The organism is Chryseobacterium sp. MIQD13 (assembly GCF_050496705.1).
Classification (GTDB): Bacteria; Bacteroidota; Bacteroidia; order Flavobacteriales; family Weeksellaceae; genus Chryseobacterium.
In genome coordinates, this window is sequence record NZ_JBNWAF010000005.1 from 19,950 (window position 1) to 41,358 (window position 21,409).

The following is a 21,409-nucleotide window of genomic DNA, read 5'->3' on the forward strand; positions in this document are numbered from 1 at the left end:
TTTAAATTTTACAGGTTATTTAAAAAAGGGATTTCTGTCGGCCTAAAAGCTTCTGAAATCCCTGTCTAAACATAAATTAAATGAAAAAAACAGTTGGTTATAGCTTTATTATAGTTTTTCTATCCTTTTCGTGGTTGCAATGTTGATCAGTGTATCGAATTTATCAGAGTATAAATCAGATATTTTTGTCGGATCTTCCTTATCAAATAATGCTGACCTGATAATTGGTACACTGAAAGAAATGGGCCATGCCCGTAGTGATTTCGCAATAGCATCCATGGTATTGATGCCCTGCATAGCCTGCAGACCATCTGCCCAACAAACCAGTCCGACCGTTTTATCCGTAAGGTAAGGCTGCTCATGATTGGCTGTAACTTCAAGCCAGTCCAGACAGTTCTTCATCACTCCCGGAATACTGCCGTGATAGAGCGGAGCCAGCCAGAAATGAATATCAGCCTCTAAAAACAACTGAGTCATACGTTCTACAGCCAGTGGTTTCTTAGTCAATGACAAATCAAAAAGGGGAATTCCGGAATCTGCAAGTGTAAATATTTCAGTCTGAAATCCTGATTTATCCAGCCTTTCTGCAAAGTACCGGGAAATCCTTCCGGAAGTAGATTCTGGTCTTCTTTCCAATGAGCCGTTAAATATAATTGCTTTCATTATTTCAACTTTTAAAAATTACTTTTGGCAGGCCTATCTCACCATACATCAGGCTTTTAACCAAAGGTTTAAGAAGTCCGGCTGCTAGTAAATATAAAGAAGAATCATGGTCCGCTCTTGCCCGGACAACAACTTTCTGATTTTTATAGGATCTAAGGTCTGCATACATAAGACGGCGTTTCCAGAGATCCAGCAGAATAGTTTCTGCATTATTTAAATCTGCATAAATAACATATGGAGATAGTTTTTCCATTAGCATCATAAAAGCCCATGGCGGAATAATGGCATCTGTAGAGCAGATAATTCCTACGGCTTTTTCGTTGTACACAGAAAAGTCCACAGCAGCAATTGATTCTTTAAATTCCTTCTCCTTTACGATCACTCCCATAAAAAGATGGTCTCTGATATCCAGCTCTACAATTTCTATGGTTGGTCTATAGTCTAAAAGGTCTAGGGCAATGATTCCTGAGGCTTCTGCTTTATTGATGAAAATTTTCTGATCCATAAATTGATTTTGTAATCAATACTAAACTTGTTTATCTTATTTTTGAAAGAGCTTCTTCGTATTTTTTCTCAACGGCAGACCAGTCTAAAACAGACCAGAAAGAATCAAGATAATCTGCTCTCTTGTTCTGATAAGCCAGATAATAGGCATGTTCCCATACATCTATTCCAAGAATCGGAAAACCTCTGTTAACAGATTGAATGTCCATCATCGGGTTATCCTGATTAGGCGTGGAAGTTATAGCCAGTGAGCCGCTGAATTTTACAAATAACCATACCCATCCGGACCCGAACTGTCCGAGACCTGCTTTTTTCATTTCAGCTTTAAAATTTTCAAGATCTCCAAAAGCGGAATTGATGGCTTCTGCCAGTTTTCCTTCAGGATTTAATTTAGGTTGTGGAGAAAGAATTTCCCAGAATAAAGAATGGTTAAAATGGCCGCCGCCGTTATTTCTTACTGCAGGACTGTATTCGCTTACTCTCTGAAGTATGGAATCAAGATCCTCTGAGGTTTCGTCACAGGCTTTTAATGCTGCATTCAGGTTATCTGCATAAGCCTGATGGTGTCGCTGATGATGGATAGTCATTGTTTCTTTATCTATGAATGGTTCCAGTGCATCGTAAGCATAAGGAAGCTGGGGAAGTGTAAATGAGCTCATAACTTTTTATTTTTTTGATTAATGTGTTTCAAAGGTAATAATATATTTTAATAAAACAACTTAATTGTTGTTTTATTGATTGTGATAGATTTTAGTTTAATTTGTTGATTTTTAATTGTTTAAAGTTTGGAATTGGAGATTATAGAAAATGACTATATTTGTTGTAGTAAAATAAAACAACTTAAATATTGTCAAATGAAGAAACCGGCAGCAGATCGTATTCTGATGTTTTTAAAGATGAGAGGAGAAGCAACATCTCTTCTGATCTCCAAAGAACTCTCCATCACAAAAGAAGGAGCGAGGAAACATTTACTGAATCTTGCTGAAGAAGGACTCATTAAATCTGTTGCAAAAAGGGAAGGAGTAGGTAGGCCGTCTACTTATTATACTCTTACCGAAAAAGGGCTGTCGCAGTTTCCGGATTCCCATGCTGATGTAACGGTTCAGATACTTCGGTCTGTAAAAAATCTTTTGGGCGAGAATGCACTGGATCTGCTGATTAATGACAGAGAAAAAAATACTTATGAGCGGTACGAAAAAGCTTTAGTAAAAGCAAAATCTTTAGAACAACGTTTGGACGTACTGGTACAGGTCCGCAGTGAAGAAGGGTATATGGCGGAATGGACAAAAGAAGGCAATGATTATTTCCTGATAGAAAATCACTGCCCGATTTGTGCCGCTGCTGCTGAATGTCAGGGATTCTGCCGTGCCGAACTTTCCAACTTCCGGAACCTGATCGGTAAAGATTATCAGGTTGAAAGAATCAATCATATTTTATCCGGCGGACAGCGTTGTGTGTATAAAATTAGTGGGTGAGTTTTTAGATAAAAAGATCTTTTATCATATCCAGTTTTCTATAAGGTGAAGCCAGTATGCTCTTTTTCCCCGGATCAAAAAGACAGCTGAGGATTTCCGGCGGGTAACTGCATCTCCTGTTATCTGAATCTCAATATATGAGGCTAATCCGTGATATTCCGTAGTCTGAACCTCAATATCTTCAAGAATAATACTTCGGTCCGGAAATTTGCCGTATGTTCCCGGAAGCCATTCGGAAAAAGCAGCTAAAGTAATGGTATCACTGTTCCCGGTAATCATTTTAAAATCTTCATTAAAACCGGATATCAGCTTTTTATAAAGCGTTTCTTGATCGTCTTCTCCATGAAACCATGTTTCAATATCTCTGTGAAATTCCTTAATTTCTGTGATAATTTTTTCTGTGTTATTCATAAGTTTAAATATATAGGTTTAGTTATTAAAAAAGGGTGAAATTTATTTTTCAACAGTATTTTGATACCTCAACAGCTTTTTATTGATGAAAATTCCGGCGATCTGAGCTATTGCAATCATAAAAATAGCCAGTGTAAAAGCTTTCGGGAATCCCAGAGATCCTATAGTGCTGAAAAATACAGTTCCGATAATAGTTCCTCCGGTTACGCTGCCAATCTGTATACTGATACTGATCAGCCCCGAAGCCTGACCTGCTTTTTCCCTGCCTGTTAATGCAATAGCTTTTCTCATCATCACAGGCATAATAATACCATGGCCCAATCCTGCCAGAAACAGACTGAAATTCATTCCCATTGAAGGGTTTTCACTGAGATACAGAAATAGGGAAGCTAGGGAAAAACCTGAGATCAGCAACCCCAAGCCAATATAGATCATAATATAAGCCGAAAATTTAATCTTTGGAACGAGCAACGGTCCAAGGAAAAAAGCTATCCCATACGGAATAATGGCAAAACCTGTATTTACAGGGTTCCAGTGCAGAAACTGCTGCAGATAATACGGATAGCAGATAAACAGTCCTGATGTAAAATTATAAAAGAAGATAATCAAAAGGCACAGGACAAATGGCTGATACTGCAAAAGAGAAGGATCAATAAGCACAGGTCTATTGTTATGCAATGATTTGACTTCAAATTTATAAAATACGATAAGCAATACAGTTCCGGTCAGTAAAACGGCAAAGATCCACCAGGCCCAATGGTATTTTCGTCCGAAAATAATGGGACAGATGATCATCAGGAGTGAAATAATCAGTAATAAGGCACCAGTGAAATCAATTTTTTGACTTTTTTCTTCTCGGTTATTATCCATAGTAAAATGAGTACCAACAATACAGACCAGAGTGACAGGAACATTAATCAGAAATACCATCTCCCATGAAAATTCTGTCACATGCAGATTAAGCAGGAAACCACCCAGAAGCTGCCCTGCAACGGAAGCCAGCCCAAAAACAGAACTGAATATACTTACAGCTTTCGGCTGTTCATCAGCATAGAACAGAACCCGTATAGATGCTAAAACCTGCGGAGCCAGAAAGGAAGCTCCAATTCCCTGAAATAACCTGGAAATAATGAGAGATGTAATACCGGGAGAAAAAGCACAGGCAAGGGAAGAAAGCAGAAAAATGTACAATCCGAGGACAAATATTTTCTTTCTGCCGTATAAATCTCCCAAACGTCCTCCACAAACTACAAGCGCAGCATAAGTAAGTCCATAGATGGCAACTACCATCTGCAGCTGATGGTCACTGGCATTGAAAGCTCTTTTGATAGAAGGAAGTGCCATATTGACGATAAAATAATCCAATGGGGAGAGAAAAGCTCCGGCTGTAAGATAACCCAATGCCTGCCATCGTTTGGAATAGATATTCATAATTTTTTCTGCAAAATTAACCTGCTATTATACCTGTAAAATTGTATTTTTGAAGGAAAAATAAGTATAGAGTATGAAGATTCTGCCCGTTGAACGTATTGATGTAAAAGAAATAAAGCTCAGTAATGAAGAAATTTCAATCAAAACAAAGGCTTTTCTTTCCCTGGTTTATGTTATGAAGGGGCATGGAGCGCTTATTTATGACGAACGGACCATTACCTTCAATGAAAAGAAGCTGTTTATCATTCCCCAGCATCATCTTTACCAGTTTAAAAGTGAAGATGCAGAGCTGATCGTTATCCAATGCCCGATAGAATTTATTGATAAAATAAGACTGGAAGCTGACCGGATTGAAAGCTGCGAAAATCTTTATAAACTGCAATATATCAGCAATAACTATCATGCAAGAGCAGGATGTGTATTCCGTAACAAAAACGATGAGCATTTTGCTGAAACCCTTATCATACAGGTTGCGAGAGAATACAGAAATAAAACCGATGATTATCTGATCATCAGGAACTGTATTTCCATCCTGCTGAACCTTATCGCCCGGAATATCATCGAAAGTGAAACTTCCGATCTGAAGCAGAACAGAAAAGCTTTCTCCATTATGAAGATCATCACCTATATTCAGGAGCATATAAAAGATAAGGAGAAAACCCGGATTCAGGTTATAGCCGATCATTTTGGGATTTCCAGGAATTATTTCGGCGAATATTTCAAGCAGCATACAGGGATTTCTTATCAGGATTATCTGCTCGATTACCGTTTGCGTCTGGTAGAAACATATCTTAAATACAGCAGTGTCCGGCTAAGCGAGATTGCTTACGAACTTCAGTTCAGTGATGAAAGCCATCTTTCCAAAATTTTTAAAAAACACAGAAATATGACACCTAAAGAATACAGGAAAAGTGTTTTAAATAAAGCAGATTAAGAAAGAATCTGAGTAATCTTATATTTTCTTTTTTAAGCTCAATATTGTGTTAATATTTCCATCAGCATCAGGATCGATACTAATTTTTTAGATGACTGATATTCAGGATTCAGCTGGTCACGGATTTCCCCTAAAGCTTTGCTCAATTTATTGCTTACCGTTTTATGACTGATTCCCAGAGCCTCAGCTGTTTCATGAACGGACATATTTCTCCTGATCCTCATATCATACACGCTTTGTTCTGTAGAAGGAAGCTGTGAAACGACCTCATCAATCATGGTTAGCAAAGAAGAGATCTCGTTTTCCTCAAGAATTTCAAAATATTCCGTATCTGATATTTCTATTTCGCCTGCAGGATCAAACTCATCGATGCTGATAGTAGATGGTATCTTTTTAGAGCTGTTATAATGATCGATGACCCGGTAATGAAGGTATCGCAGCAGATAACCCTTGGCGCTTTCAGATTCATCCGTCTGTATGGATGCTGTATCTTCAAGTATCTTTACCCAGAGATTCTGCAGCAGTTCTTCAGACATCTCTTTGTCTCTCGTCCTCATAAAAACAAAACGGTAAAGGCTGTCCCAATACCGCTCGTAAAGCAGCATGAATGCAGGACGGTCACCTGATTTTATTTTTTTCAATATAGTATAGTCTGTAGGCTTCATATCGTTATTGCAAAATTACCTAAAGGAAAATTAACTTTTTATGAACTTTGGGGATTCTAAGATTAATTATTTCTGAAAAACATCCCCATAATGTGAATCAAATGTTGAGAAAGTGGTAAAATTGGTTAAAATTGTTAACAAGCTGGTTTTAATGTGAATACAATATTAAGAACTGCCTGGGGAAGTTTTTCATTTTCACAGTCTTATAGATAGAAGTATCTGTGAATACAATGAAATATTTTATGAAAAGCCAAAAATATAAGAATACTGCGGCGTTTGTTTTTAAGCTCTGGCAGAGGGAAGTTTCCGGAAAGAAGATCTCAGAAAAAGAAACGGAAATTTTAAACCAATGGAAAGTCCGGACAGAAAAAGATCTTGATCAGATCCATATGAAGGAATCCAAAGAAAGAATTTTATCTGCATTGGAGCCATATTTTATCAAACCGGGAAAAAACGTTCCAATAAATTCATTTAAAAAATATGCTTTTACGGCTGCAGCCACACTAATATTTTTGCTGTCATTAGGCGGAATTCTTACCTACAATACATTCTATAAACCTGATACCTATACTGCAGACTCCGGGAACCGTAAAATTTACCTTGCAGACGGCTCAGTAGTCACATTATTAAAAGGAGCGGAACTAACGGTTGACAAATCGTTTCCGGCTTCCACCAGAATTGTAAGCCTGAAGGGTGATGCTGTATTTTCTGTGGCAAAATCAAAAACACATCCGTTCATTGTCCGTGCTGATGGTTTCAGTACCAAAGTATTGGGGACCGTTTTTAAAATTTCACAGTCTGGAAAAGATAAGTCTGTACAGCTTTACGAAGGAAAAGTGGCCGTATCCTATGCGGGAGCTCCTGTCTCTTATCTGAAACCTAACCAGAAATGGACCAATTTCGGAATAGCCCATACCGCAGCTGTCATTTCACTGACTACAGAACATAAATCAGGAAAACAGAATATGAAACTGCTGTCATTAAGTTTTAACGATGTCTCCTTCAAAGAAGTGGCAGAAGTAATGCAGAACAATTATAAGATAAGGATTCTGTATCCAAAGGAAACCGCAGAAAAGAAAATAACGGCAGATTTCACAGGAGGAACAGCCGATGAAAACATGGAAGCTTTGGCTTTTATATTAGGACTTGAGGTACACAAAGAAGACTATATCTACACTCTGAAGAAATAAAATCACCCCACAGAATTAACACTGAAAAATAAAACTTTTAATTAAAGAGAATTGGAATATATGAAAAGATTGAAATGCGGTCTTACCGTTGCGGCAGTATTTTTTACGGTAGCAGCTGAAGCTCAGGAACTGGTTCAAAAAGTATCATTTTCTGTCCCGGCAAGCAAACCTCTTATTGAGGTACTGGAAGATTTTGCAGGAAAAACGGGAATGAGACTGGCCTATTCAAAAACGGATATCAAAGAGCTGAAGGTAAAGGGCGTAAAATGTGAAAATACCACTGTGAACAACTGTCTTAAAGATATTACAAACGGGCTTCCGGTGGCATTTCGCCTCCGTGGAGATCTTATTTCAATAAAATATGAGGGAAGCGGTATTTCTGTAACAGGAGACGGAAAAATCTCGGGGAAAATAGTGGATGAGGTAGGAAACCCTGTTGCAGGAGCTGAAGTAACAGTTGCCAAAAAGACCGTGCTTACAGATAATAATGGTGATTTCGTAGTGGATCTTCCTTCCGGAATATATACCCTGACCGTAAAAGCGTCAAAATACAGTCCGCTGAGGGTAGAAAAACTTTCGGTAATCAATAATGAAACGAATACGGTATCATTTGCAATGAAGCAGGCTCCGGATAAAATAACGGACATCAGGGAAGTGGTGATTACCGGAACCAGAAAAGCAGATACCCAGGCGGGACTTCTTGCCCAGCAGAAGAAAGCAGCCCAGATGAGTGATGGGATCTCCGCTGAACAGATTGCCAAAACACCGGATAATGATGTTGGAGGAACTTTGAAAAGAGTAACAGGAATCACAACTATAGACAATAAATATGTAGTGGTTCGCTCTATGGGTGAACGCTGGAATACAGCTGCGATGGATGGAATTAATTTACCAAGTACAGAAGCATATAACCAGAACTTCTCATTCGATATTATTCCTACTGCAATGGTGGAAAGCATTGTGGTGAGCAAAACAGCAACCCCGGATATGAATGCAAGTTTTGCCGGTGGTTATGTAGAAGTAAGAACCAAAGATATTCCCAATGAAAATTTTACGACAGTAAGCATGGGAACTTCTTATAACGACCAATCAGCATTTAAAGAATTCCTGACCCGTAAAAGAGGAAAGTATGATTATTTCGGATACGATGACGGAACCAGGGATTTTCCAAAAGACCTTGAAGCTACAGACTGGAATAATCCTGTATTTTTTGAACAGTCTAAGAGATTCACAAATGACAACTTTTCTACCTACAGTACTACAGGTGATATGGGATCCAATATACAGGTAGCGCTGGGAAGGACGTTTGCGCTTAAAAATAACAATAAATGGGGATTTGCAGGAGCATTTACAGTAAGAAATGAACAGAACAAACTGGATATTGACCATACAGGAAGGGGAAACTGGCTTGATACCACAGATCCTTATGATCCCAACTGGCAGGCTAACGGAACAGCTCCGATTGTTTTTTATAATTTCAAAAATAAAGGGGCTTCCTATAATTATAATTCCACAGTGGCGGGAATGCTTAATTTCGGGCTTCAGCTTGGAAAAAGCAGGCTCTCTTTCCGGAATTCATATACCCATATTTATGATAACACCCTGACGAGAGTTACAGGCTGGAACCAATATACCAACGGCAGCGGAACACCGGCCAATGCAGAAGCATCCTACAATTATTTTTATAACGGGATTATTCCCAACAATGATCCTGCACAGATTAAGGGGTTGGATAAACCTTATACGGACAACACCAATTATCCTATCTACCAGACTCTTTTACAGAATAAACTGGAAGGAAACCATAAAATAGGAAATGTTGATATCAACTGGTTTGCAGCAAGAACAGGAGTGAAATCTGATACCAAAGACTATACGCAGTATCTTACCCTTTATGATTTTATCGGCAGCGAGATTCTTACATATCATAGAATCTATAATTCAGGAAGTAATTTTTACAGAGGATATATTGAAAATAAGGAAACCGACTACAATTATGGAGCTTCCCTTAAATGGAACAAGGATCTGGGAAACTTTAAGAATGATATAAAAGCAGGATATGCAGGAGTTATAAAAAATAATACCAACCAGCAACAGAAATTTTTCCTTAGAGTAGATGAAAACAGGGATGTTCCGAACAATGAAAAGAATTTCCTGACCATGTACGGTGCTCTCGCCAATTGGTTTGATGGTTCCCAGTATGTTCCGGGAGGTATCGGATGGCAGACCAGACCCTTGTACAAAAATGATAAATATGAAGGGAAAGTAACGCAACATGCTCTTTATGTGATGTTTGATAACCGCTGGAAAAACAAATTCAGGTTGGTTTGGGGACTGCGTGCAGAATATTTTAAATATGATCTGATCTCTCAGCAACTGGATGATACGGATAACCAAACTGTTACGAAGGAGCCAATAGATGATAAAGCATGGCAATGGATGCCTTCCGTAAATTTTACATACAGTCCAACCAATAAAATAAACGTAAGGCTGGCTTATAATAAAACGGTGATCCGACCGCAGTTCAATGAAAGAACAGGATTACCATACTTTGATCCGGTAGCAAACGGTCTTATTTATAATACGGAAATGACCTCATCGGTAGTCAATAATTACGATTTCAAATTTGAATGGTTTCCGGGACTGGGGGAAATATTCTCTGCGGGACTGTATTACAAGAATATTGATAAACCTATTGAGCGGGAAGGACATCTTTCCAATGAAGGTAACCTGTTCCTTTACAACGGAAATTCTAAAAATGCAAAGCTGAAAGGATTAGAAGTGGAGGTAAGAAAAAATCTTGACTTTATTTCAGAAGGTTCTTTGCTTGAAAAGCTTTTTGTAAGCGGAAATTTCACCTACAATACAACGAAAGTAATTGCTTTTAAAAACCAGTATAAAACGGGTGATAATGATGAAACCTATGAAGTGGAAAGACCATTATACGGACAGACACCTTATGCTTACAATCTTGGAGTAAGCTATGATGGAAACCGTTTAGGAGCCAGTTTTTTATACAATGCGAAAGGGGATCAGTACATTACCGTAGGATATGCCTATAACGGTGAAGAAATACAGCGCCCATACGCCGTTGCAGATGCACAGCTTTCCTATAAATTCCTGAGAAACAGAAACCTTGAACTGAAATTGAATGTGAGAAACCTTTTCAACAGGGTAAAGGAATTTTATAACAATTTCAATTCCTATTCAATACCGAAAGGTTCAGGAGGAAGTAATGTGGCCACAGACAGGGAAGCCTGGGAACTGCTTCCGGGTGCTACCAATAAATATGATAAAGGTATAGACAAGATCATGTTCCGCGCTTACAGCGGAAGGATATTCGGTTTAAGTGTGAATTACACTTTTTAATAACTGCCTTAAGATCTTGAATTAAAATAAAAGAGCTCTTGATATAGAAGCGTACAGGTTTCGGAAACCTGAGTATGAGCCGGATGAATACTGATGATGCGCACAGCAGTACCGGAGCAGATAAAAGCCGGACGTCAATGTCTTTTCCCGGATATAGACGGGTAACAAGGGAACCCCGGCAGGACAGCCCCTCCTGGAACGCAGGGTGAAATAAAACCAAATCGCAGGAATATAGAGGCGGATATTCCTAAATATTAAAAATTTCCGGACCGAAAAACAATAACTCCGGATTTATCAAAAATTATAACAATGAAAAGATTAACTTTAATTGCTGCTGCAGCATTATCCCTTACAGCTTGTCAAAACGATCACTTAGCAGATTCTTCTACTCCTTTCGAAATGCAGTCTGCATCTGCTGAATATATTACTGCATCTGCACTTCCTGTAACAAGTGTAAGCGGTAATATCACTGCCAACACAACATGGAGTGGTGTTATTGAGCTTGACGGTATCGTAACTGTTAAAAACGGAGCTACATTAACTATCCAACCGGGAACTTTCATTAAAGCAAAACCAAAAACTACCAATACTGCTACAGGAGTTTTGGTAATCTCTAAAACAGGTAAAATCAATGCTACCGGTACAGAGTCTCAGCCGATTATTTTTACAAGTTATAAACTGTTAGATGGAAACGAAGATACAACGGCTGCTCCTGGTGACTTTGGTGGTGTTATCATTTTAGGGGATGCTCCTACGAATACACCTTCTACTAAAACTATTGAAGGATTAACAGGTGAAGATTTCTTCTACGGAGGTTCTAATTCAGCTCACAACGGAGGAACATTGAAATATGTTCGTATTGAATTTGCAGGATTCGATCTATTGGCTCCAAACTCAGGAAACGAGATCAACGGTCTTACTTTAGGAGGTGTAGGAAACGGTACTACACTTGATCATATCCAGGTATCTTACGGTAAAGACGATTCTTTCGAATTCTTCGGAGGTACTGTTAATGCTTCTAATCTTGTTTCTTTTGCTGCGGATGATGATAATTTTGATTTCGATAACGGATATACAGGAACAATTACTTGTGCTCTTGCTTTGGCAGATTACAATTCTACGCACAGTCTTAGCGGATCTAGCCCGGATTCTAACGGTATCGAGCTTGATAACAACGCAGAAGGTACTTCTACACCGCTTATCACAAACCCTGTAATCAACAACCTTACCATCATAGGTGCTAAGAACGGAATAGCAGGACAGGGATCTGCTTATGAAAACGGTATCCACATCAGAAGAAGCGGTAAATTAACACTTAATGACGCTGTAGTAACAGGATATCCTGTAGGAATTAAAGTAGAAGGTACAGGTTCTGAACTTTCTTCAGCTTCCAACTTCAGCACGATCAAAGTACACGGATTTACAACTTCTGTTACAGGAACCGGTACGGCATCAATTCCGGCTGCCAATTTACTGACAGGAACAACAGCTTCAGCTTGGGGATTAAGCCAGCCGTTCTTCAACGACGGACCATGGAACGTATCTCCTAGAAACTGTGGAAACTTCCAGGGTGCGTGGACAAAATATAACTTCTCTATCCAGGAATAAAAACCTTACATGCAGGGGAAGCTTTTCATGTTTCCCCTGCTTTTATTATTCAAAAAAAACTCTAATAAATCAGTATTATGAAAAAACTATTTTTATTATCTGTTGCATTGATATCACAGGCTGCGGCTGCGCAGTTTCAGGTATGGAGCAATTCTTTTGACACTCCGGCTGATCTTCAGGGATGGACTTTCCATGACCTTAACAGTAACGGAAACGGATGGATACAGGGACAGAATATTTACCATAACGGTAGCGGTTTGACTTATGGTACATCCGGTGTTCTCCGCTATTCAGTAAGTCTGGTTCCTACAGGGAATGCGACTGGTTTCGGTACGGAAAATGACTGGATTATCTCTCCGCAGATCAATCTGGAAGGAGCATCGGGCACGATCAATCTGGCAGCTTATATCGGAAGACAGAGAACATCACATCTTAATCTGGGCCGTGATCTTTTTATTTTTGTAAGCACCCCTCAGAAGCAGGTTCCTGATCTGGCAGATTTTCAGGCCATGACAGTGGATGCAGGCGGAAATGATATTCCGAGCCCATACAGGATTATAGCGGGAACTACGGATAATCCTTTCTCTAGTGATCTTACCCAGTTTACGGAAGACCTTGTGGATATTTCGGCTTTTGCAGGCAAAAAAATCTACATCGGGCTATGGTCGAACAGAAAGGCGAGCGGTAATAACCTGCAGAATATTAACATTGATGAAATGGCAATTTATGCATCATCATTTCTGGGAACCAGGGATGTAAAGAAAAAAGAAAATTTAACGAAAATAGAGGAAAACCCTGTAAAGGAATTCCTTAAGCTTAAACTTAATTCAGGTTTTAAAGAAAATAAAACTTCGGTTACTGTTTACAATGCAGCCGGACAAAAAGTACTTGCAGTTTTATACAGCAAATCCATCAACGTAGCATCTCTGCAATCAGGAATGTATATAGCGGAAGTTTCTGATGGAAACACAACGGAAAAGCTGAAGTTTATTAAGAAATAAGCAGCTGAAAACTGCTTACGAATCTGCTGCACATTTGCAGAAATTGACCATGAAGACTTTAATCGATCAAAACTGATTTGAGGTTTATTCTCAGAAAATTTTTGATCATAAACATATCCAACTTAGTTTTTTTATAATTATTCTATTGTCCCGCACACCTACCGGGCGGGGCAATATTTTTAAGTCAGATTTTATAATTTAAAATAATATAAATGAATAAATTCATTACCCTGCTGTTTTTTACCCTGCTTGTTTCCTGTTCGGACAACAACGTTATGCAGCCGTTTGATAAATCGCAGAAACCTGCTGAGGTTAATGTCAAAGGATATTCAAAACCGGATGTGATCCAGCTGAGGCTTAACGGAACTCCAATATCAATCAACGGAAACACTTCTTACACCAATAAGATAGAAACTGAGCTGGATTTTGTTCTGGATGAAGGCGAAACAGACCGGCTTGGGATTTATAATAATGAAACGGGCGTTGAGATAGCCCATTATAATATCACCTATAACAATATTAATGATTACAAAACCCTGAATTTTTTTAATCTTCCGGGGATCTTTCTTCAGGCTTCCACTGTAAAACCACAGGTCAATCTGGGAAAAGTAGGCTTTGAATTTATTTTTCCGAATCTGGGTGAATATTCCGGAACCCCACTTGCCAATGTAAGGGGAATTCTGAAAAGAGAAAATGGAGTAGTGCTTGCAGAATTCGATACTATTGGAAAAGACAGTTTTACTGCAGTGAAAATATATAATTATTTCAGTAACACAGCTCCGGTTTACCTGGAACTGTACAAGCCCGGAACCCTTGATCCTTATTTCGGATCTGAAATGATCAGGATAAAAATAAAGCAGGATATGGGTGCTAACCTGATCGTTCTCCAGGAAAAAATGGAAAATGGTGTTCTGACGGTTAAAGGGGAGATTGATGTGGCGGATTATCTGTAATGACAGTATTTTATGAAGAAATATTTTAATTTTCGGCTGCTGCTTGTTGCAGTTTTCACTTTTATCTTATCATGTAATAACAGGGATGATGAGGGCGGTCCCCGTTTCCCGGAAGGAAGTACAGAATCTGTGAATTTATGGGTTCAGGACAGTATGAAAAGGTATTATTACTGGGCAGACCAAATGCCGGCAAAACCTGATTACCATCTTCCGGTGAAAGATTTTTTTAAAAGTCTGCTGTCTTCCCAGGACCGTTTTTCTTTTGCTGTAGATACCCAGGATCCTTCTTCCTATCCGCGTTCCGTACGGAATATGTATGGTTTTGATTATACCGTTATACAATTGGCAAACGGAAATGTAGTTACGACCGTAAAACTGGTTATGAAAAATTCTCCGGCATTCAATTCAGGTTTGGAAAGGGGAATGATGATTACAAAAATCAACGGTAAGGCCATTACGGCAGCCAATGTGGAAGAATTAACTTCGTCCATTAAAGATCAGACTGTTATAGAATTGACGGTAGGTCAATGGAAAAATAATGTTGTTGTTAATGAAAAAAATATTACGGTATATTATGGCTATTCTTTTGAGCAGCCTCTGGAATCTAAAATATTTGAAAAAAACGGAAAAAAAACAGGGTATCTGTATATTTATGATTTTCCTGACGGAATAGCACAGGCTCTGAATCAGAAATTTGCAGCCTTCAAAGCAGCAGGAGTACAGGAACTGATTCTGGATCTGAGGTACAACTATGGCGGATCTGTATCCTCAGCCGCAGCACTCTGTTCTTTAATTCCACCGGGAATTTCATCATCATCTCCATTCATTATTTACAAAGGAAACAAAAACGGCGGCGAAGTAAAAAGAACATTTTCGGAACAAATAGCCTACGATCCTAATGCTCTTAGTTTCAATGCTCTCCGTTCAAATGCCCTGATTCTTAATAAAGTATATGTCCTTACTTCAAACAGTACGGCATCTGCTTCAGAGATTGTGATTAATAATCTTAAGCCTTATATGCAGGTCATTCAGGTAGGAGATGTAACGCTGGGAAAAGATATGGCCGGATTTACAGTAGAGGATAAAAGGAAGCCTAAAAAGATCTCATGGCAGCTTCATCCTGTTATTTATAAAGTTTTCAATGCGAATGGGGAAGGAGCTTACAGCAATGGAATTTCTCCACAAATTTCAGCCAGTGAATATACTGCATTGCCACTGCTGCCTTTGGGAGATATAGACGAAACCTTGATTTCATCAGCTATGAATCATATTCATTCAAAATCTGCAGATGCTTTGGACAAAAGTGTTAAAATTTTATTTCAAAGTGATACACCTTCTGCAGCCATCGGAAAGTGACAGCTTTTAGAGTTTTTTAATACATAAACTAATAACCATGCAGGGAATAGAACCTAAATTTCACAGCAGCCTTACAGACCGTATGGAATATTACCGCGGTTTGCTGAAAAAAGCAGCCGGTGATCCTGATATCCAGCCTTCCGATATGATTTCAAAGATTTCGGAACTCAGTGAATTGTATGAAGATTATCTGGCTCAGAAAAGGCAGCTGGAAAGAAGCATAAAACATTACAGGCAGTATCATAATGATCTTCGCAAACAGCTGACTTTGCGGGTAAGAGAATTGAAAAGAAAAGTGAAGCAGAAGTGATCTTTAATTTTTGATTCTTTCTATGAAATTCATACTTTTATAAGCTCAGTTGAAAGATGGTAAATGTATGGATCTTAATCGGTTTGATTTTATTGGTTACTTAAAGGTTTTTTCGCAGTTCTCCTGGCCGCAATGGATTGTGTTCAGTCTTCTATCAAATATTTTCCTGTGCTTATTTTCAATAGGTCTTTACCTGTTCATTGAAAAAACTTGCCGTAAAGAAATGTTGCAGGAAGAAAATCATCCTGTTACCAAATCTGATTTTTACCTCTGTTTCCTTACTGTTATCTGTAATAGTCTGGTAATGCTGATCGGAGCATTTTTATGGAAAAATAACTGGATTGTCCTTGATCCTGATCCGTCTGCGGTTTCTGTCTTTCTGGAAACCGTCGCCTTAATTCTTCTGATGGATTTTTTGATGTACTTCTTTCATTATGCTGCCCATCTTCCTTTTGTATACAAATTACTACATGGCAGACATCATGAGCATGTGAGTACCAATTTTCTAAGCCTTTTTGTATTGCATCCTTTTGAAACCTTAGGATTTGGGTTCATGATTTTAGCTTTGTTGATGAGTTACGATTTTTCTATTATTTCAATAAGCCTTTATCTGATGATCAATTTAGTTTGGGGAACTATAGGACATTTGAACAGAGAATTTTTTCCGGCATCATTTGACCGTTTTTTTGTTGGAACGACCAGATTTCATAACCAGCATCATTTGGATGAGAGTAAAAACTTTGGTTTCTATACGTCTATCTGGGACAGGGTATTCGGGACTTACAGATGATCTATGATGTATTTGCTGAAATGAAACAACAAAAAGCTATCAACATATGATAACTTTTTATTTTAAAACTACAGCCAGCATTCTGAAAAATGGAAGACAGTTTCATTGTGAAGTACAATATTTATGGAACACAAGGGGCTGTACTTTTGAACAGATTTCCATCAGAATCCAGACAGGCATATGTGTTTTGTGAGCCTTTCAGCTGATTGACCTGTAAGCTGCCGTCCTTATATATTGAAAGGGCATTTTGTCTGTTAGTATCAGAATCTCCTATACCTACCTGAAAAATAAGTGAAGTCAGAAGAACTGTTTTTTCGCTTTCAAGTATATTATTATATTTTCCTATAGCGGTCATATAAGCATGTTTAGCTATCAGATTAGTCCCTGCAGCCATTGTATTGAGTCCATAAGACATATTCTGTGTTCCCATGGCGAATCCAATGGTGCCATTGACTCCAGCTGTATTTGAATCTCCAATCGTAACGCCGAAAATAGTCCCGCTGGTATTATTTGTTCCGAAGATGAAAACATTTCTGAAATTCGTTTTATTTCCTGTCCCGCTGATAAAAGAAGTGATTGCATTAGTAAGTTGATTATTATCGCCAACTGCTATTGAATTAATTGAATTGTCAAGAGTATTGCTGTCTCCTACTGCTAAACCATTATAACCGGATATTGTATTATTCTGTCCAAACGCACTGCTATTGGAACTTACCAGGTTAGATGATCCTACAGTTAAAGAACCCGAAATTACTGACGGACTATTTTCGATGCCGGGATAAGGTGTTCCCACATTGCTGTAGCCACTTACATAAAGGCTTGCATAAGGTTTGGGTATCGTATTTGTATCATTGAAATGTAAGATTTTCACATTTCCCATATGATAAATATCCTGATTGTTTAATATTGCAGGATATGATGTATCAACCAAATACCAAGGTTCCGGATTTAGCTTTTGCCAACTACTGATTTTCGTATTATAAAAAAAATAATCAGGAGAAATTACATCCTTAGTTTTGGTAGAAGGTGACGACACCGGATTAGTAACATACACAATTGCTCCATCTTGAGAGGGTGTATATAATGCATCTTTTTTCTTAAGGTCATCGCCCGTTAATTTTGGAGCTATAATGCCATCTTTTTTAGTAAAATCATCAGGGAATGCTGCAACATCTAAGGTTGCTTTTGGAGCTGCGGTCCCGATTCCTGCTACTTGTCCAAATGAATATTGTAGAAACAGTAATCCGGAAAATAAAATTATTTTTTTCATCGCTATATTTTTTATTTTTTCAATATCTGCATTCATCTGCATTTGTAACTGTCGCAATGAGGTTTACGACAGTTTTTGTCAATGTGTTTTTAGAATCTGATTATATTATTTACGGAGTGCATGGCGTTGAGCTTCTGAACAGAACTCCAACAGTGTCTATACACGCATAGGCATTTCCTATACCTTTCAGCTGGTTGATTTGTATTACTCCATTTTTATAAACTGTGAGTGCATTTTTTCTGTTGGTATTCGAATCACCTATACCTATCTGAAGAATGGGATCTGTAGGTATCCAGGCTTTAGGATCAGAAGTGGCAGGGATGACCTCATTAAATTTTCCTATAACGGTTTCCAGGAAAGTTTTAGCAATCAGATCGGAACCTATGGTTGTCGAAACATGCCCCAGGGAACTGTTTCGGGTTCCAAATGAAGTAGCATAAGAAATGAGACCCGAACCGCCGATAGTATTGAAATTTCCAAATACGGTAGAGTATGCTGCATCGGTATTCACAGTATTATCAGCTCCCTGAATAAATGAAATATTGGAATAGAGTTTATTTCGTACCCCGCTTACAATAGAATAATTCGCAACACTATTAAGCTCATTATTGTCGCCAACTACCATTGAACCGGTAGTATTGTTTAAGATATTATTTCCGCCTACAGCAATACCTCTCGCACTTTTTACATTATTAGACTGCCCAAAAGCGACACTGTTAGTACCTGAGACTAAGTTTTGCGAACCTGCCGTCATTGAATTTGTTCCTATTGGGGAAATACCATTCACTTCATCAGTATGCGGAAGTCCGAAGCGGACTGCTCCGCGGACATCTAAATTGGCAACAGGTTTAATTGTATTGATTCCAACTTTTCCCATCTGATAAATATCCTGATTATTCAATGTTGCCGGCATTTGTGTTTGAGAAGCCTTCCATGGTTCGATATTCATTTTCATCCAGATGCTGCCATCAAAAAAATAATAACCTGTTTCGATTATATTGATGGTTTTGGGAGTAGTTGCTGCACTTATGGCGGTTATGTATACAATTGCTCCTGTTTGATCGGTGGTGTAGAGTCCGTCTTTTAATTTAAGTTCATCTCCTGTCAATCTGGGGGCAATAAGCCCATCTGCTTTAGTGAGATCAGTAGGAGAGGATGCGATATCCATTGTCACCTTAGGACTGGAAGTACTGATTCCTATCTGCCCAAAAGAGTATTCTGCAAATAGCAAAACCGATAATAAAATTGTTTTTTTCATCTAAAAGTATTTATGTAATTGTAAAATAAAAATCAGTTCAGATTATCATTTTGAGTTGGCAAAATAATTACAAAATATTAACAGGAAGAAAACATTCTATCAGTGTTTTTCTGCATTTTCCGGATGGATTTATGGTTTTAATATGTTGATTATCATTGTTTTGTTTTGATTTTTGTGTTTTTTTCTTCATTTATGTTTTCAATGAATACAGAAGGTAAAATACCTGTAATTTTCTTAAATGTCTTTGAAAAACTTTCTGCAGATGAAAACCCTGAAGCCTCAGCAATAACACTTATTTTATATTTTCTTAATAAAGGATCGGCAAGTATTCTTTTTGAAATATATTCAACTCGTAATTCATTGAGATAGGCTTTAAAGTTTTTTTGCCTGTGCTTATTAATTACCTCCGATAGGTATCGGGTATTGGTTTTAAAATTGGTTGCAATTGATGATAAACTGACATTTGGATCAGTATATTTCTCTGATTTTTCAAAAGCTTCCAGCAGTTTTAGGATCTGATCCTCTGTATCCTTATGTATTTCTATAACATAGGCAGATTTTGGGGTTGTTTTTATAGCAGGCTCTTCGCTGTTTTGATCTTTTGACTTATCTTCTAACGTTTTAATATAATTCTGGTAATAAATTTTTTCCTTTTTTCTTTTTCTTCGGGAATAAGAGATCAAAAAGCAGATCAATATTATTGAAAACAGAATGGTAAAATAGGTTATATTCCTGCTAAAAATACTTTTTCTGGATTCATTCAAAACTTCTTCTTCTATCATCAGAAAAGATTTTTCAATCGCTTTTTGTTCTTCATTTGATAGTTTAGCTTTTAATGTGGAATATAGTTCATTATATTTTGTATAATTTTTTAAATCATCAATAGCTTTATAATTTTGGGACAGATAGCCATATAATTCCACCTTTGTAGGGTTTAGATCCGGCTCTATTGACCTTTCTATGCTTTTAAGGGTATCTATGGCTCTTTGATGCTGCTTCCTGCGGCTGTAAATGAGGGACAGTTTTATTCCGGATGCTCCTTTTGCATATGAACTCATGTATGTACCTTTGGAGAACGAAATCACTTTATTTAAATAATATTCTGCAGAGTCTAATTCATTCTTTTCAATATAATTGTCACCCAAATTGACATAGGCTACTGCATAGCGAAGCTTTACTCCCGACCATTTTCCTTTACATTGGGATAGCATTGTTAAAGCATTGTGATTGTATATAATGGCAGAATCAAACTTTTTCTCTTCAACAAGATTCATGGCATATTCTTCCAGAAAGCATGCTTTTACCCATACTTTCATATCCTTATCTGCAATTTTTTCTGCATTAATAATTCCGGAACGGATCAAACGTTTTGCTTTTGTATATAATTTCATTCCCCTGTATTGAGTTGCTAATAATCCGGATGTTCTGGTTATCAGTTCATAATTTGAGGTGTGCAGGGCAAAAGTATAAGCCTGTTTTGCATGTGATAATGCTTTTTCCTGTTGCCCTGATTCAGTGTAACACTGGCTTATATATAAATGGAGATCAGCCAAACCTCTGTTATCCCCCTGAAGTTTTGGTAAAAACCTATTAGCAATAATAATAGCAGAATCTGGTTTAGAATATGCTTTTTCAATTTGTTTGTATATTTTATGTAATTCTTCTTCGGAATGTTGAGCATATATAAGGGGTATTCCTATTGCTAAGAATATTAAGAAAAATACTTTGTTCATGAAGGGGAAAATGATTTAAAAGATTGAATTTAACTGTTTTTAAGTAAATATCCTTAAAAACTCATTTTTCTTGTGATGTGAAATAATTAATGAAAAAAAATATTATCAATAAGAATTAGATTCTATAGTTTGATAGTGATTGTTTTTTGGTAAAAAAATGGAAAATGGTAACTAAAAATATGCAATGTATTATTAATAATTTTTTTAATGTTTTGTTTGGAAAAGAACTTTTATTTATTCTAAATCCGTTAAAAAATAGCATTTGTATTTCTTTACATAACCTGAAGTAAGTATTGGAAGATGAAAAAGCCACAAGAATAAGATCGGTGTTCTACTTTTTCCAATCTGATTCTAAAAATTTGTATCTATAATTTTATGTGACAAGTTTTGTCGCTTTCCGGGAATATCTTTGTTTATCAATGATTTTAACATTTTAAAATGTCAATAAATGATATTGTTTATATTAAATCTCTTCAATGAGATTTTGT

At 37.5% G+C, this 21,409-nt stretch carries 19 protein-coding genes; 10 read left to right on the top strand and 9 right to left on the bottom strand.

The features are described 5' to 3' along the window. Positions 1 to 108: 108 nt before the first annotated feature. Genes ACQWU4_RS19375 through ACQWU4_RS19385 form a run of 3 tightly spaced genes read right to left on the bottom strand, consistent with a single transcriptional unit; the run spans position 109 to position 1,826 of the window. On the bottom strand, positions 109 to 663 hold the full coding sequence (locus tag ACQWU4_RS19375) for an NADPH-dependent FMN reductase (protein WP_429937393.1): 555 nt from the start codon (positions 661 to 663) through the stop codon (positions 109 to 111). 4 nt (positions 664 to 667) lie between these two features. Further along, positions 668 to 1,168 carry a DUF2480 family protein gene (locus ACQWU4_RS19380; protein WP_429937394.1) on the bottom strand — a complete coding sequence of 167 codons (501 nt, stop codon included), beginning with the start codon at positions 1,166 to 1,168 and terminating at the stop codon, positions 668 to 670. Positions 1,169 to 1,199: 31 nt separating this feature from the next. Then, positions 1,200 to 1,826, bottom strand: a complete 627-nt coding sequence (locus tag ACQWU4_RS19385) for a superoxide dismutase (RefSeq protein ID WP_429937395.1) — start codon at positions 1,824 to 1,826, stop codon at positions 1,200 to 1,202. A gap of 195 nt (positions 1,827 to 2,021) precedes the next feature. On the opposite strand from ACQWU4_RS19385, the gene ACQWU4_RS19390 reads away from it, so the two are divergent. Further along, complete coding sequence (locus ACQWU4_RS19390) at positions 2,022 to 2,642, top strand: helix-turn-helix transcriptional regulator (protein ID WP_429937396.1); 621 nt, start codon at positions 2,022 to 2,024, stop codon at positions 2,640 to 2,642. A 24-nt stretch (positions 2,643 to 2,666) separates the two neighbouring features. On the opposite strand, the gene ACQWU4_RS19395 is transcribed toward ACQWU4_RS19390, so the two are convergent. Then, on the bottom strand, positions 2,667 to 3,053 hold the full coding sequence (locus ACQWU4_RS19395) for a hypothetical protein (RefSeq protein WP_429937397.1): 387 nt from the start codon (positions 3,051 to 3,053) through the stop codon (positions 2,667 to 2,669). Between the two features lie 42 nt (positions 3,054 to 3,095). Beyond that, the gene (locus tag ACQWU4_RS19400) at positions 3,096 to 4,484 is read right to left on the bottom strand and encodes an MFS transporter (protein WP_429937398.1); all 1,389 of its coding nucleotides are present in this window, start codon (positions 4,482 to 4,484) and stop codon (positions 3,096 to 3,098) included. 73 nt (positions 4,485 to 4,557) lie between these two features. On the opposite strand from ACQWU4_RS19400, the gene ACQWU4_RS19405 reads away from it, so the two are divergent. Further along, entirely contained in the window at positions 4,558 to 5,418 is an 861-nt protein-coding gene (locus ACQWU4_RS19405; protein ID WP_429937399.1) for a helix-turn-helix domain-containing protein, read from the top strand. Between the two features lie 38 nt (positions 5,419 to 5,456). Here the strand turns inward: ACQWU4_RS19405 and ACQWU4_RS19410 are convergent, their stop codons facing one another. Next, positions 5,457 to 6,083 carry an RNA polymerase sigma factor gene (locus ACQWU4_RS19410; RefSeq protein WP_429937400.1) on the bottom strand — a complete coding sequence of 209 codons (627 nt, stop codon included), beginning with the start codon at positions 6,081 to 6,083 and terminating at the stop codon, positions 5,457 to 5,459. Between the two features lie 242 nt (positions 6,084 to 6,325). Here ACQWU4_RS19410 and ACQWU4_RS19415 point away from each other — a divergent pair, with 242 nt between their 5' ends. The 8 genes from ACQWU4_RS19415 (at position 6,326) to ACQWU4_RS19450 (ending at position 16,660) form a co-directional block, all read left to right on the top strand. Continuing rightward, complete coding sequence (locus ACQWU4_RS19415; protein ID WP_429937401.1) at positions 6,326 to 7,273, top strand: FecR family protein; 948 nt, start codon at positions 6,326 to 6,328, stop codon at positions 7,271 to 7,273. Between the two features lie 60 nt (positions 7,274 to 7,333). Beyond that, on the top strand, positions 7,334 to 10,642 hold the full coding sequence (locus tag ACQWU4_RS19420) for a TonB-dependent receptor domain-containing protein (RefSeq protein ID WP_429937402.1): 3,309 nt from the start codon (positions 7,334 to 7,336) through the stop codon (positions 10,640 to 10,642). A 309-nt stretch (positions 10,643 to 10,951) separates the two neighbouring features. After that, positions 10,952 to 12,250 carry a hypothetical protein gene (locus ACQWU4_RS19425; RefSeq protein ID WP_429937403.1) on the top strand — a complete coding sequence of 433 codons (1,299 nt, stop codon included), beginning with the start codon at positions 10,952 to 10,954 and terminating at the stop codon, positions 12,248 to 12,250. A gap of 77 nt (positions 12,251 to 12,327) precedes the next feature. Continuing rightward, complete coding sequence (locus ACQWU4_RS19430) at positions 12,328 to 13,251, top strand: T9SS type A sorting domain-containing protein (protein WP_429937404.1); 924 nt, start codon at positions 12,328 to 12,330, stop codon at positions 13,249 to 13,251. A gap of 212 nt (positions 13,252 to 13,463) precedes the next feature. After that, entirely contained in the window at positions 13,464 to 14,204 is a 741-nt protein-coding gene (locus tag ACQWU4_RS19435; RefSeq protein ID WP_429937405.1) for a hypothetical protein, read from the top strand. Between the two features lie 12 nt (positions 14,205 to 14,216). Further along, complete coding sequence (locus ACQWU4_RS19440) at positions 14,217 to 15,560, top strand: S41 family peptidase (protein WP_429937406.1); 1,344 nt, start codon at positions 14,217 to 14,219, stop codon at positions 15,558 to 15,560. 37 nt (positions 15,561 to 15,597) lie between these two features. Then, on the top strand, positions 15,598 to 15,870 hold the full coding sequence (locus ACQWU4_RS19445; protein WP_429937407.1) for a hypothetical protein: 273 nt from the start codon (positions 15,598 to 15,600) through the stop codon (positions 15,868 to 15,870). 223 nt (positions 15,871 to 16,093) lie between these two features. Further along, a complete protein-coding gene (locus ACQWU4_RS19450; protein ID WP_429937408.1) occupies positions 16,094 to 16,660 on the top strand; it encodes a sterol desaturase family protein in 567 nt (188 codons plus the stop codon). A gap of 121 nt (positions 16,661 to 16,781) precedes the next feature. Here the strand turns inward: ACQWU4_RS19450 and ACQWU4_RS19455 are convergent, their stop codons facing one another. The 3 genes from ACQWU4_RS19455 to ACQWU4_RS19465 form a co-directional block, all read right to left on the bottom strand. Next, a complete protein-coding gene (locus ACQWU4_RS19455) occupies positions 16,782 to 17,930 on the bottom strand; it encodes a hypothetical protein (RefSeq protein WP_429937409.1) in 1,149 nt (382 codons plus the stop codon). A gap of 109 nt (positions 17,931 to 18,039) precedes the next feature. After that, positions 18,040 to 19,188, bottom strand: a complete 1,149-nt coding sequence (locus ACQWU4_RS19460) for a hypothetical protein (protein WP_429937410.1) — start codon at positions 19,186 to 19,188, stop codon at positions 18,040 to 18,042. Between the two features lie 152 nt (positions 19,189 to 19,340). Beyond that, a complete protein-coding gene (locus ACQWU4_RS19465; RefSeq protein ID WP_429937411.1) occupies positions 19,341 to 20,921 on the bottom strand; it encodes a helix-turn-helix domain-containing protein in 1,581 nt (526 codons plus the stop codon). Positions 20,922 to 21,409: the final 488 nt, after the last annotated feature.

Coding starts and splice junctions, on each gene's coding strand:
- ACQWU4_RS19435 (WP_429937405.1), top strand. CDS start 13,464: ATGAATAAATTCATTACCCTGCTGTTTTTTACCCTGCTTGTTTCCTGT.
- ACQWU4_RS19455 (WP_429937409.1), bottom strand. CDS start 17,930: ATGAAAAAAATAATTTTATTTTCCGGATTACTGTTTCTACAATATTCA.
- ACQWU4_RS19425 (WP_429937403.1), top strand. CDS start 10,952: ATGAAAAGATTAACTTTAATTGCTGCTGCAGCATTATCCCTTACAGCT.
- ACQWU4_RS19415 (WP_429937401.1), top strand. CDS start 6,326: ATGAAAAGCCAAAAATATAAGAATACTGCGGCGTTTGTTTTTAAGCTC.
- ACQWU4_RS19385 (WP_429937395.1), bottom strand. CDS start 1,826: ATGAGCTCATTTACACTTCCCCAGCTTCCTTATGCTTACGATGCACTG.
- ACQWU4_RS19400 (WP_429937398.1), bottom strand. CDS start 4,484: ATGAATATCTATTCCAAACGATGGCAGGCATTGGGTTATCTTACAGCC.
- ACQWU4_RS19390 (WP_429937396.1), top strand. CDS start 2,022: ATGAAGAAACCGGCAGCAGATCGTATTCTGATGTTTTTAAAGATGAGA.
- ACQWU4_RS19430 (WP_429937404.1), top strand. CDS start 12,328: ATGAAAAAACTATTTTTATTATCTGTTGCATTGATATCACAGGCTGCG.
- ACQWU4_RS19380 (WP_429937394.1), bottom strand. CDS start 1,168: ATGGATCAGAAAATTTTCATCAATAAAGCAGAAGCCTCAGGAATCATT.
- ACQWU4_RS19405 (WP_429937399.1), top strand. CDS start 4,558: ATGAAGATTCTGCCCGTTGAACGTATTGATGTAAAAGAAATAAAGCTC.
- ACQWU4_RS19420 (WP_429937402.1), top strand. CDS start 7,334: ATGAAAAGATTGAAATGCGGTCTTACCGTTGCGGCAGTATTTTTTACG.
- ACQWU4_RS19395 (WP_429937397.1), bottom strand. CDS start 3,053: ATGAATAACACAGAAAAAATTATCACAGAAATTAAGGAATTTCACAGA.
- ACQWU4_RS19465 (WP_429937411.1), bottom strand. CDS start 20,921: ATGAACAAAGTATTTTTCTTAATATTCTTAGCAATAGGAATACCCCTT.
- ACQWU4_RS19450 (WP_429937408.1), top strand. CDS start 16,094: ATGTTGCAGGAAGAAAATCATCCTGTTACCAAATCTGATTTTTACCTC.
- ACQWU4_RS19375 (WP_429937393.1), bottom strand. CDS start 663: ATGAAAGCAATTATATTTAACGGCTCATTGGAAAGAAGACCAGAATCT.
- ACQWU4_RS19410 (WP_429937400.1), bottom strand. CDS start 6,083: ATGAAGCCTACAGACTATACTATATTGAAAAAAATAAAATCAGGTGAC.
- ACQWU4_RS19440 (WP_429937406.1), top strand. CDS start 14,217: ATGAAGAAATATTTTAATTTTCGGCTGCTGCTTGTTGCAGTTTTCACT.
- ACQWU4_RS19445 (WP_429937407.1), top strand. CDS start 15,598: ATGCAGGGAATAGAACCTAAATTTCACAGCAGCCTTACAGACCGTATG.
- ACQWU4_RS19460 (WP_429937410.1), bottom strand. CDS start 19,188: ATGAAAAAAACAATTTTATTATCGGTTTTGCTATTTGCAGAATACTCT.